Here is a 13,103-nt window from a genome sequence, read left to right as displayed (position 1 = left end):
TAACGTTAACGTAAAATGTAATAATGTGATGAGGGGAGGAATAAACATGTATAAGATTGATGAGGTAACGAAGCAAGTTGGATTAACAAAACGTACACTTCGTTATTATGAGGAAATTGGTTTAATTTATCCGCCGGAGCGTAGCGAAGGGAATATTCGTCTTTATACAGATGAAGATATTGTACGTATTAAAAAGATTGTAGAAGCGAAAGAAGTATTAGGAATCACACTTCAAGAAATGCAGCATTTCTTATCATTAAAAGAACGCATGGAACAAAGACGAAATAGTGACAATCCACGTGACCGTGAAGTGATTCAAGAAATTAAGGATATGCTTGAGAACCAAGTGCAAACGCTGGATACAAAAATGAAACAAATGGAGCGCGTGAAAGCAGAATTAGAGAATAGTTTAGGGCGTGCACGTAAATTCTTGGAGGACACAAAAGGAGAGTAATGAATATGGAGAGCAAACAAAAATTGGGGAGATTGATTACAGTGCTGGCTACTTTCCTTGCCTTTTCAGGCATCGGAGTAGTTGATCCTATTTTGCCGATTATCGCTGAGAAGATAGGGGCAACGCATTGGCAAGTGGAGATGTTATTTACAGCTTATATTTTAACGATGGCAATTATGATGCTACCGGCTGGTTTATTCGCAGCACGGTTTGGTGATAAGAGAATGATGACAATTGGTTTATCAATTGTAACTGTATTTGCTTTTATATGTGGTATATCACAAACGATTGCCCAGTTATCTCTTTTCCGTGCTGGCTGGGGGCTAGGTAATGCGATGTTTTTCGCAACAGCGATGACATTATTAATTGCTCTTAGTAAAGAAGTACATGAAGCGGTTGGTTTATATGAAGCTGCGATTGGTTTAGGGATGGCCGGTGGACCATTATTAGGAGGACTACTAGGTGGACATTCTTGGCGTTACCCATTTTTTGCGACAAGTCTTTTAATTTTATTAGCATTTATTCTTGTTTTCTTTTTTGTAAAAGAGCCGGAGCGAAAAGTACAGCGAAAAGCAGCTGGAGTGGAGGAATTACTTAATCTTATTAAGTATAAACCGTTTATGCAAGGTGCAATTTCAGGTATGTTATATTATTACGGATTTTTCGTTGTATTAGCATATTCACCACTTATTATGCATTTATCGGCAATTCAGTTAGGTTTCGTATTTTGCGGTTGGGGACTTGCTTTAGCATATGGATCTGCAATATTAGCGCATAAATTAGAAGGGAAATATGAACCGAAAGCATTGTTACGATTTAGCTTACTTGTATTTGCAATTCTGCTAATCGCATTATTTTTTGTTAAAGTTATGTGGTTACAAATTGTTCTTATCGTCTTATCTGGATTAGCATCGGGACTAAATAACGCTTTATATACAAGCTATGTCATGGATATTTCACCTTATGAAAGATCTATTACGTCCGGTGTATACAATTTCGTTCGTTGGCTTGGCGGGGCAATTGCACCAATTTTATCAGGAATTATCGGCCATGCGATTTCACCGCAAAGTCCATTTTTAGTTGGGGGAATTGTTGTATTAGTTGGTTGTGTTATGATTTTGATTCCTGTTCGAGAAGGTTCTAAATTAGAATCAGAAACCCTTTCTTAAGAAAGGGTTTTCTTTGTTGTTAAATATAGTGTTTAAATAATATATGAATAAAAATACTTTTACCAAAATATATTTTCGGTATTTTTGTACTTTTAACTATACATTTTGTATGTTTTGTTTTATTTTTGTTAGGGGACATTAATGATGTCCCTATTATAAATTTGCAATGAAAGGCGTGATTGTACGATGGAACTATGGTTCACTGAAAAACAAACAAAACATTTTGGAATTACGGCGCGTATTAACCGCACATTACATACGGAGCAAACAGAATTTCAAAAGCTTGATATGGTTGAGACAGAAGAGTTCGGAAACATGCTTATTTTAGATGGCATGGTTATGACAACAGAGAAGGACGAGTTTGTGTATCACGAAATGGTGGCACACGTACCTTTATTTACACATCCAAACCCTGAGAACGTATTAGTTGTTGGCGGTGGTGATGGTGGTGTAATCCGTGAAGTATTAAAGCACCCAAGCGTAAAGAAAGCAACACTTGTTGAAATCGACGGTAAAGTAATTGAGTACTCTAAACGGTACTTACCATCAATTGCAGGTGCGTTAGATAACGAGCGTGTTGAAGTAAAAGTAGGAGACGGTTTCCTACACATCGCAGAAAGCGAAAATGAGTACGATGTAATTATGGTTGACTCTACAGAGCCAGTAGGACCAGCAGTAAACTTATTTACAAAAGGATTCTACGCTGGAATTTCAAAAGCGTTAAAAGCAGATGGGATTTTCGTTGCTCAAACGGATAACCCTTGGTTTACACCAGAATTAATTTCAACTGTGTTTAAAGACGTAAAAGAAATCTTCCCAATTACACGTTTATACACAGCGAATATCCCAACATACCCAAGTGGAATGTGGACATTTACAATTGGATCTAAAGAATATGACCCATTAGAAGTAAGCGAAGAGCGTTTCCACGAAATCGAAACGAAATATTACACAAAAGAACTGCATAAAGCAGCATTCGTATTACCGAAGTTTGTTGGAGACTTAATTAAATAATAATTAAAAGCGGAAGCGGCTCGTTCAGAATGGGAGGGGGATGGAGCTTCAGACATAGAGGCGTCTTTTGCCCTCGTAGGAAGAAGCGAAGCCACCGAGCGTTCTAGCCGCTGTAGCTGGACAAAAGAAAAGCGGAAGCAGCTCATTCAAGGTGTGCGATAGAACGGACATGCTAGCTGCTGACGCTATTATAATAAAATAATCTTCTATCGCTAAAAGAAGATTGAGGTAAATCGAGAAAGAGGAGTGTAGCACTCCAAATTTGAGAAATAATGAAAGGTTGGGATACCTTAAGTTCCACATAAGGAGGAAAAGAATATGCGTTTTGATGAAGCTTATTCAGGTAAAGTATTTATTAAAAGTCATCCAAGTTTTGAAGATGCAGAGGCAGTAATTTATGGGATGCCAATGGATTGGACAGTAAGTTACCGTCCAGGCTCTCGTTTTGGTCCTGCACGTATTCGTGAAGTATCGATTGGACTAGAAGAGTACAGTCCATATTTAGATCGTGAACTAGAAGATGTAAAATATTTTGATGCTGGTGATATTCCGCTACCATTCGGAAATCCACAACGCAGTATAGACATGATTGAAGAATATGTAACAAAACTATTAGATGCCGGTAAGTTTCCACTAGGTCTTGGCGGTGAGCACCTAGTGTCTTGGCCAATTTTTAAGGCAATGGCAAAAAAATATCCGGATTTAGCAATCATTCATATGGATGCTCATACTGATTTGCGTGAGTCATATGAAGGGGAGCCTTTATCTCACTCTACACCCATCCGTAAAGTGTGCGATTTAATTGGTCCGGAAAACGTATATTCTTTCGGAATTCGTTCTGGAATGAAAGAAGAATTCGAATGGGCAAAAGAAGTGGGCATGAACCTATACAAATTTGACGTATTAGAACCGTTGAAAGAAGTATTACCAAAGCTTGCAGGACGCCCAGTTTATGTCACAATTGACATTGACGTGTTAGATCCAGCACATGCTCCTGGAACAGGAACACTAGAAGCTGGTGGTATCACATCTAAAGAATTATTAGATTCCATCGTAGCAATTGCAAATTCAAATATAAAAGTAGTTGGAGCAGACTTAGTAGAAGTAGCTCCAGTCTATGATCATAGTGATCAAACACCAATCGCAGCAAGCAAATTCGTGCGGGAAATGCTTCTTGGTTGGGTGAAGTAAAAGCGGAGGCAGTTTGCTCAGAATCGCAGGTCATTGGAGCACTCGACCGAGAAGCGCTTTTGGCTTCGACCGAGAGTGTGAAATGGCCAGAGATTCTAGCCGCTGTAGCTGGATAAAGTAAAAGCGGAAGCCGGCTCGCAGCATCGATATATCGACGCTTCTGCAAAATTCGACATCCGTTTACAAAACGTATAAGAAAAAAGGAGCTAGTCCAACCTGATGGAACTAGCTCCTTTTTTCTTATGCAACTTTTTCTTCCGAAGCGATTCCGCGAATTTCATCAGCGGAACGAATTGGATACTTACGGAAAATAATTGTTCCGATATAACCAATAATTGTGGTCACGATTCCACATAATATAGCTGCAATGGCTACTTTCATTACATCGTTGAACCCAAAGAGAACAAGGAGTCCTGGAATTGGTGATGCTGTACCGGGGGCATTGTTCACAAGTTGGAATAAGGATGTAATAATACCAGCAAGTGCACCACCCACGAAGTTTGTCGTATAGATTGGAATGGGATTTGCTGCTACGACATCGGCTTGTGTTAATGGTTCAATTGCTACAGCAATTGTATCTTTCTTTGAACAGATCTTTAAACGTTTAAAGAAAATAAAATTCATTGGAGCAGAGGCTGCTACTGCAAGACTACCAATAGCCATTGGTAAACCTGTTAATCCAAGCATAGCAGTTAGCGCCATGGAGCTTAATGGAGATGTAGAAATAACTGTTATGAGTCCGCCAAGCATAATTCCCATAATAATTGGGCTTTCTGTGGTTGCGATTGAAATAATAGAGCCGATTTTTCCAAGTGTAGCATTTACAACGGGGTCCATAAGCATAGCCATTCCGCGAGAAAGTGGTGCTGCAACGAATAAAATGGCAAGAAATTCTACACCAGCTGGCAATTTCTTTTCTAGAAATTTAACGACAAAGGCGCATACATATCCAGCAAAAAATCCTGGTAAAATACCAAATCCACTAGTGGCGATACCGATTAAAACAGCATATACAGGAGATACACCAATTGCGAGTGCTACTAAAATAGCAGCCGCGACACCGCTCATACTACCGGAAGCTTGTCCAACCGATTGTAAAAAGTTGTTATGAAACATTTCGCCGCCGATATATCGATGAAATGCTTCAATAAGAAAGCTTGCGATTGCAGCATTGGCCAGGGCCCCCATTGCTTTCATTCCGTAAGGAGCACGAAAGCTAAACAGTGTAAAAAGAAAAAGTACAACGAGTAGTAGTGCTAAACCTTGCAAGATAGCCATTTGAAAAATGTCCCCTTTTTAATTTTGTTTATAAAAATTTGTATTATTCAATAATAATACAAAAGTTGTTTAAACGGAAAATTTTTTTATTGGGAAAATACTGTGAGCGCTTTCCTTACAATAGTGTAAGGAAATTGTAATACATTTCAATAGTATATAGTATGCCCTTATCTGTATAATACAGATATAAATATGTGACTGATAAGAATAAACAGGAGGCTATATATGAAATTGGTAATAAAAGTGTTAGTCGTCTTTGCCATTCTTTTAGGTGGTACGGCATATTATTTACAATCAAAAACAGAAGGTGTAGAGGCTTTTGTCGATAACTTCTTTTCAAATAAAGAAATACAAGATTATTACGCAGTTATAAATAAGGGTGAGAAAATAGACGATGAATATTTGTATACATTCAAAGGATATACAGAGGATGGAAAGCAACAAACGATTAAAAAGATCATGAATCGTCAGCTACATTCAGGTGCTTTTATAAAAATTTATGCTAAGGGCATGCAAGGAAAAGGCTGGGCTGAAATTTCAAAAGAAGAAATTCCAGAAAAAGCCTTAAAACAATTACAGAAAGTGTAAAAGGAGCGAATTGTTCGCTCCTTTTTTAATGTTTTAAAATTGTAATCGATGTGTTTGTTTGAGTAGAAACAATTTCTACACGTCCGCCAATTGGGAAAGTGAAGATTGGAGTTGTATGACCAAAGTTGGCATTTGCAATTACAGGAATGTGGGAAAGCTCTTGTTTTGAATAAATCATTTCTTGAATATCTTCTATGACAGCTTCAGAACCTTTTTGTAGTCTTCCAATTACAATGCCTTTTATATGTTCAAAATCTGGTTGTTGGATGAGAGAGTGTAAGTAACGATCAAAAGTCTTAACTGTAGCTTTCCCTGTAAGAGCATCTTCTTCTAAAAATAATATTTTATTTCGTAAGCTCGGCATATATGCTGTGCCTTGTAGTAAATTAAAGGTACTCATATTACCGCCAATAATTTCGCCAACTATTTCACCTTCATGTAAGGAAATATAACCTTCATTTTGGAAGAAAGTGCGATTTTCTTGGTCCATATACCAAGAGTCATCGCTCCATGTTTCAGCAGGTTGTATTTCTATTGGCTCTTCAGAAGTCATGCATTTTAAAAAGTAATCTATCGTATAATCGAGCCCTTTCTCCATTCCAAAAGAAGAAAAGTGAGGACCTGAATATGTAATAAGACCAGTCTTTGCATAAATCGCATTGCCTAGAGCTGTAATATCAGAATAACCACATAAAATTTTTGGATTGCTACGAATTAAGTCGTAATTTATATGGTTTAGTAGCCCATTGGAATTATATCCTCCAAGTGTTGTTAAGATTGCTTTTACATTGGAGTCTGCGAAAGCTTCATGGAGGTCTTGAACTCGAGAAGAAACGGAAGAAGAAGCAAAACGATCAATTTCTTCAGCGTTTTTTGAAAATGTAACACGAAATCCCATATCTGCTATTCGTTTCATAGCAAGCTCACGATTATAATCTGAGACAATACTTAAACTACAAGAGGGTGAAATGACTCGAATTTCATCACCTTGTTTTAACTTTGGTGGTATCATTTGGAGCACTCCTTTTAATGAAAGAAAATTTAGATTTAAAAGACATTTTATCATAAGAGATAGATCTTTATAAATTGTTTTTTCGAAACAGGGTTTTCCTGATTTTTCAGCAGACAGACATAGGTTTTTTTTGATATGATAGGAAAAGTGATTTATTATAAAATTTATTTAATATCTATAACATATTGAAAGGTGTGCAAGACGTGGAGAAACAACTTGCAGGCTTGCCAGTACACGTTCATTTCGTAACAGAAATCCGTGAAGGGGCACGAAAGGAGACCGTTGCTTTTGAGGCAAATGGTCAATACTATGTAAAAGGTCAAGGTACATATGTAACGTTTCAAGAGCCGAACGAACAAGGCGAAGTAAAGACAATCATTAAAATTCAAGGTGAACAAGTTCTCATTATGCGTTCAGGTGCTGTTTCTATGCGTCAGACGCATGCAAAAGGTGAATGGACAACTGGTACGTATACGAGTGAACTTGGTACGTTTGCATTGCAAACGAAAACTGATAACGTTCTTTTTAAATGGTCGGACGAGAAGAAAAAAGGACAACTCTTTTTAACGTACGCATTGCTTCTAAGTGAACAAGAAGCGGGTCGATATACAATTACGATTAATTTGAAGGAGGCAAAATAATGAACTCTTTAGAACAAGTAAAAGAATTGATTAAAGAAGAAATTAAAGCTGCCGTATTAAAAGCAGAGTTAGCAACAGAAGAACAAATTCCAAACGTTGTATTAGAATCTCCAAAAGATAAAACGCATGGTGATTTCTCTACAAACATGGCGATGCAGCTTGCACGCGTAGCAAAAAAAGCTCCTCGTATGATTGCAGAGGAATTAATTGCAAACTTCGATAAAGCAAAAGCTTCTATTGAAAAGATTGAAATTGCTGGTCCTGGTTTTATTAACTTCTATATGGATAATAGCTATTTAACAGACTTAATTCCGGTAATTGTTACAGCTGGCACGAATTATGGTGAAACAAACACTGGTAAAGGTGAAAAAGTACAAGTTGAGTTCGTATCTGCAAACCCAACAGGTGACCTTCACTTAGGACATGCACGTGGTGCGGCAGTAGGTGACACATTATGCAACGTATTAGCAAAAGCAGGATACGATGTATCTCGTGAATACTACATTAATGACGCTGGTAACCAAATTCATAATTTAGCGCTTTCTGTCGAAGCTCGTTACATGCAAGCATTAGGGCTAGAAAAAGAAATGCCAGAAGATGGATACCATGGTGCGGATATCATCGGAATCGGACAACGCTTAGCTGAAGAGTTTGGCGATCGTTATGCAAAAGCTGATGAGAAAGAAAGCTATGAATTCTACCGTGAGTACGGTTTGAAATACGAATTAGCAAAACTTCAAAAAGACTTAGAAAGCTTCCGTGTTAAGTTTGACGTATGGTTCTCTGAAACATCACTATACAAAAATGGAAAAATTGATCAAGCTCTTGCGGTATTAAAAGAGCGCGATGAAATATTTGAAGAAGACGGAGCAACTTGGTTCCGTTCTATGACTTATGGTGATGATAAAAACCGCGTATTAATTAAAAATGATGGTTCTTACACATATTTAACGCCAGATATCGCGTATCACCGTGATAAATTAGAGCGTGGATTTGATAAATTAATCAACATTTGGGGCGCTGACCACCACGGTTACATTCCTCGTATGAAAGCAGCGATTCAAGCGCTTGGTTACGATAAAGAGACGTTAGAAGTAGAAATCATCCAAATGGTACAACTATACCAAAACGGTGAAAAAGTAAAAATGAGTAAGCGTACAGGTAAAGCTGTTACACTTCGTGAGCTAATGGAAGAAGTAGGCGTGGACGCAATGCGTTACTTCTTTGCAATGCGCAGCGGTGACTCTCACTTAGACTTTGATATGGACTTGGCGGTATCAAAATCTAACGAAAACCCTGTATACTATGCACAATATGCTCATGCACGTGTATGCAGTATCCTTCGTCAAGGTGAAGAACTTGGATTAACTGCAGGTGGAGATATCAATTACAAACTTGTTGCTTCTGAAAAAGAAGTAGACTTACTGAAAAAACTGGGTGAATTCCCAGCAGCAGTTGCAGAAGCAGCGCAAAAACGTCTGCCACACCGCATTACAAACTATGCGTTTGAATTAGCAGCAGCGCTTCATAGCTTCTACAATGCAGAAAAAGTATTAAACCCAGATAACTTAGAATTAAGTAAAGCTCGTTACGACTTAATGCGTGCAGTACGCATTACACTTCAAAATGCATTAGCATTAGTTGGTGTATCTGCACCTGAGAAAATGTAATAGGCAAAAGAAAAGATGCTTATTTTTGTTTAAAAGTGATATACAGGTTGATATAAAAACATCTGATCAGTCTATAGACTGATTAGATGGCAAAGAAAGCAGACCATCGAAAAGCCGTATGGGGGAGAACCTCACGTACGGCTTGATGAGGGGAAGCTGGGCAGAAAAAGAGATAGCAAAGCTATCTCTTTTTCTGTTTCAGTTTTCTACTCTAAATATATGTTATGGTGATGAAGTGAAAATAGAAAAACATCAATTAACTATTGATTTTTTAGAACAATTCTAGAATAATAGGTTGTCGGGGGTAAAATTATCAAAAAGCTATACATGTAGTATTAGTAGATGAAATGTTACCAGTAAATGGTGTGATTGTTGTAAATGATGTTGTTACAACTATGCCAAATACTAAACTAACACTTCATCTAACCAAGTATCTACACAATTAGTAATTAATCTTGAAAACTTCCAACCTAGTCAAAAAACTAGGGATTTTATGTCTAAAATAGTACATATAGTCCAACTAAAGTTTTCATGATTTGATAAAAATAATGAAAGGATATAAATCTCTCGATTTTGATATTATCATCACTTATATATATAAATCTCTCGATATTAAAATGTAATGTCGCCCTAGAAAAGCTAACTCTTCTTAGCGAGTAAGTGAAATGTATGTATAAGTTCATTTTAATTCTTCGACATAGCCATAGATCCATTAGGTAAATTACTTTTTCTCGACACTCATTTATAGACTCCAAAAATGAAAAGGCTGAATTTCATATTTCTGCACGATTCACATGAAATTAGTTGCCCAGTACACTCTTTTTTATTTACCCCCAAATTCGTTCCACTGTATTCAGATTTGGAGAATATGACTTTTATCTTCATAGGCAAAATACTTCGTCCGGAGCATTTTTAATCATATAGCGTTTATATTGGAACATTTCTTGTCTGATTGTTTCGGTGTGTAGTTCAGTTGTGCAACGAAACATAAAACGTTTTAACATATGGCTAATTTCACTTCAACTCATGATGACAGAAAACGAAGACATATCTTCAATGACATCCTTTAGAATACGAGTATCCTAGCACGTTTCAAAGCCATAACTCTCTTCGGCTGGGGTGCTAAATTCGATTATACGCTGTACTTCTTGTTATTCTTTATGAGGATAATTATGGGGGTTGACCAAATGCATATTTGCTGTGAAGTAGCTCGTCTATACTTGCTCACACTAAAATTTTTTGCGTATGGAGCAATCGTTTGCGCTAGATATGAAGAAATTTAGGAAACTCTACGGCATAATAAGACGAATGACTGCCATGAGTTTTATCGTGAATGCTTGTTGAATTGCCTTCTCCTGACTCTGAAGCTGTTCTATGGCCCATTCATGTGTATTTGTAATTGGAATTCCTTTATCAAAGTTTGTCCTTTCCCTTATCTATTTTTGGTAAACAATATAGACCAGAAATAACACAGTTTAGACATGTGGGAGAAATTAGATGAATCTATATAAAAAGCAAATTTCAAGTTTCTAAACAATAGAAGAGTTGAAAAAAGAGAAAAAGATGATAATAGCTATCAAACATATTTAAATAAAATAGCTTAATGACATTGAATAATAGAATCTTTGTCATAGTATGTTTGTACCAGAATCTAGCAACATTTAATTTTATAGGGAGGATAACATAAAGCATGTATTTAAAAAGAATAACTTCGATTTTTTCGATTATAATGATTTTTATGTTTACTATAGGTCAGAGTTTTTTAGGTATAGTAGCAAATGCACAAGAGTTAAATACAGCAGGGTTTGTGGATAGTTTTCAGATTGGTAAAACAAATCTACAGACCACAGAACGGACTAAAGTAACTGTAAACTTCAGTGAAAAAAATGGACTTAGGCTGAAGCCTGTAGATACACTAACATTAACGCTGCCTCCAGAATTAAAAGGATTAGATAGAGAGTTTCTATTAGATGACTATGGTACTTGTAAAGTCACTGCAGGTACTGTGGTATGTACATTTAATGATAGAGTGAGTACACATCAAAATATTAAAGGGTATTTAAACTTTTACGTGGAAGCCGCTAATGTAGGAACGGATCAAAAGAAAGAGATTGAAACCAATTTCGGTACAAATGTAGATAAGCAATCTGTAACAATTACCGGCCCAAGCGGTGGTGGTGGTACAGATCCTGGAAAGCCACCGTTTTTTTATAAAACTGGTGATATGAACTCAGGTAAGGACAATGAAGTACGTTGGTTCTTGAATATAAACTTAAATAAAGAAGAGTTAAGTCGCGATATTGTTGTGACTGATAATTTACAGGAAGGTCAAACACTTAATAAGGATAGTTTCTATATAATTATTGATGATTATATAGGTCGTCGATCTTTAACGCTACAAGAGTTTGAAAAGCAACGTTACGGAACGATTACCTTTACTGGTGACAAATCATTTAAAGTTGTGCTTTATAAGGATAAAGCACGTCTTGCCTCCTTTTCGATTGGTTATACATCTACTATAACGGAAGCCGGAAAGAAGCAAGAGTTTTTTAAGAATGATTATACGATTGATTACCAAGTTCTGCACAAAGACCCAGTTACTGAATCGGGTAGTTACCCAGTCGAAAATATGACAGCTGGCGGTGGTGCTGAAGGTGACTTGCCTTCAAAAGGAACGCTAAAAATTGTTAAGTATCTTGAAGGGAATGAAGATAAATTCATACCGAATGTTTCATTTAAGTTGTATAAAGAGTCGGGTGAACAAGTTGGAGATGTATATACAACAGATGGGCAAGGTATAATCGAAATTCCTAATTTACAACCAGGTAAATATTATGTGCAAGAGGTTTCAGCTCCAGACTATGTTGATTTCGATCCTCAAGCAAAAGTAAGTTTCGAAGTTAAATCAGGTGTTGTAAATGGAGTTAAGTTGCCAATTCCAAATAAAGTGAAAACTACATCCATTGCAGGAACAAAAACATGGAAAGGCGATAATACGAAAGATCGTCCGAAAACAATTAAAGTCGACTTACTACAAAATGATAAAGTGATCGCAACGCAAGAAGTAACAGAAGCAAGCGGTTGGAAATATGAATTCAAAGATTTAGCGGCATATGATGCCGAAGGTAAGGCGTATAAGTATGAAGTAAAAGAACAACCGGTAGATGGATATCAATCAGAAGTAAATGGTTATGATATTACGAATACAAAAGTGGTACAAACAACAAAGGTAGAAGGAACGAAAACATGGAAAGACAATAACGCACCAGATCGTCCGAAGACGATCAAAGTAGAATTACTACAAAACGACCAAGTAATCGCAACACAAGAAGTAACAGCGGAAAAAGATTGGAAGTATGAATTCAAAGATCTAGCGGTATACGACGCCGAAGGAAAAGCATATAAGTATGAAGTAAAAGAACAACCGGTAGATGGATATCAATCAGAAGTCAAAGGGTATGACATTACAAATACAAAAGTGGCGCAAACAAAAGTAGAAGGAACGAAGACGTGGAAGGACGGAAATGGTGAAGGACGTCCAGAAACAATCAAAGTAGACCTACTACAAAATAATAAAGTAATCGCAACGCAAGAAGTGAGCGCAGCAAGCGATTGGAAATATGCATTTACAGACTTAGCGGTATACGACGCCGAAGGAAAAGCATATAAGTATGAAGTAAAAGAACAACCGGTAGATGGATATCAATCAGAAGTCAAAGGGTATGACATTACAAATACAAAAGTGGCGCAAACAAAAGTAGAAGGAACGAAGACGTGGAAGGACGGAAATGGTGAAGGACGTCCAGAAACAATCAAAGTAGACCTACTACAAAATAATAAAGTAATCGCAACGCAAGAAGTGAGCGCAGCAAGCGGTTGGAAGTATGAATTCAAAGATTTAGCGGCATACGATGCCGAAGGTAAGGCATACAAGTATGAAGTGAAAGAACAACCGGTAGATGGATATCAATCCGAAGTAAAAGGTTATGACATCACGAATACAAAAGTAAGCCAAACAAAAGTAGAAGGAACGAAGACATGGAAAGACGATAATGCGAAAGATCGTCCGGCAATGATCAAAGTAGA

At 37.0% G+C, this 13,103-nt stretch carries 10 protein-coding genes; 8 read left to right on the top strand and 2 right to left on the bottom strand.

The features are described 5' to 3' along the window. Window positions 1-46 precede the first annotated feature (46 nt). The 4 genes from ORL93_RS24895 to speB all read left to right on the top strand — a co-directional run bounded on the left by ORL93_RS24895 (window position 47) and on the right by speB (window position 3,828). Entirely contained in the window at window positions 47-454 is a 408-nt protein-coding gene (locus ORL93_RS24895) for a MerR family transcriptional regulator (protein ID WP_018764893.1), read from the top strand. A gap of 5 nt (window positions 455-459) precedes the next feature. Beyond that, window positions 460-1,623 carry an MFS transporter gene (locus ORL93_RS24890; RefSeq protein WP_098160841.1) on the top strand — a complete coding sequence of 388 codons (1,164 nt, stop codon included), beginning with the start codon at window positions 460-462 and terminating at the stop codon, window positions 1,621-1,623. 186 nt (window positions 1,624-1,809) lie between these two features. Continuing rightward, entirely contained in the window at window positions 1,810-2,637 is an 828-nt protein-coding gene (speE, locus tag ORL93_RS24885) for a spermidine synthase (RefSeq protein ID WP_097794008.1), read from the top strand. A 318-nt stretch (window positions 2,638-2,955) separates the two neighbouring features. Further along, complete coding sequence (gene speB / locus ORL93_RS24880) at window positions 2,956-3,828, top strand: agmatinase (protein ID WP_003209245.1); 873 nt, start codon at window positions 2,956-2,958, stop codon at window positions 3,826-3,828. A gap of 240 nt (window positions 3,829-4,068) precedes the next feature. Here the strand turns inward: speB and ORL93_RS24875 are convergent, their stop codons facing one another. After that, window positions 4,069-5,106: a PTS sugar transporter subunit IIC gene (locus ORL93_RS24875; RefSeq protein WP_003209243.1), complete on the bottom strand. Its 1,038-nt coding sequence runs from the start codon at window positions 5,104-5,106 to the stop codon at window positions 4,069-4,071. Between the two features lie 225 nt (window positions 5,107-5,331). Between ORL93_RS24875 and ORL93_RS24870 the strand changes: the two genes are divergently transcribed. After that, the gene (locus ORL93_RS24870) at window positions 5,332-5,694 is read left to right on the top strand and encodes a YxeA family protein (protein WP_018764896.1); all 363 of its coding nucleotides are present in this window, start codon (window positions 5,332-5,334) and stop codon (window positions 5,692-5,694) included. A 25-nt stretch (window positions 5,695-5,719) separates the two neighbouring features. Here ORL93_RS24870 and ORL93_RS24865 read toward each other — a convergent pair whose 3' ends face one another. Continuing rightward, a complete protein-coding gene (locus tag ORL93_RS24865; RefSeq protein ID WP_097794009.1) occupies window positions 5,720-6,706 on the bottom strand; it encodes a S66 family peptidase in 987 nt (328 codons plus the stop codon). 203 nt (window positions 6,707-6,909) lie between these two features. Here ORL93_RS24865 and ORL93_RS24860 point away from each other — a divergent pair, with 203 nt between their 5' ends. The 3 genes from ORL93_RS24860 to ORL93_RS24850 all read left to right on the top strand — a co-directional run. Further along, on the top strand, window positions 6,910-7,347 hold the full coding sequence (locus ORL93_RS24860; protein WP_016112723.1) for a YwiB family protein: 438 nt from the start codon (window positions 6,910-6,912) through the stop codon (window positions 7,345-7,347). Next, window positions 7,347-9,017: an arginine--tRNA ligase gene (argS, locus tag ORL93_RS24855; RefSeq protein ID WP_003202452.1), complete on the top strand. Its 1,671-nt coding sequence runs from the start codon at window positions 7,347-7,349 to the stop codon at window positions 9,015-9,017. The genes ORL93_RS24860 and argS overlap by 1 nt, the downstream gene beginning before the upstream one ends. A 1,690-nt stretch (window positions 9,018-10,707) precedes the next feature. After that, the coding region (locus ORL93_RS24850; RefSeq protein WP_265959646.1) for a Cna B-type domain-containing protein at window positions 10,708-13,103 on the top strand (2,396 nt) is incomplete at its 3' end.

This window comes from Bacillus sp. DHT2, from assembly GCF_026241455.1.
GTDB lineage: Bacteria > Bacillota > Bacilli > Bacillales > Bacillaceae_G > Bacillus_A > Bacillus_A pseudomycoides.
This window is presented reverse-complemented; position numbering and strand designations above follow the sequence as displayed.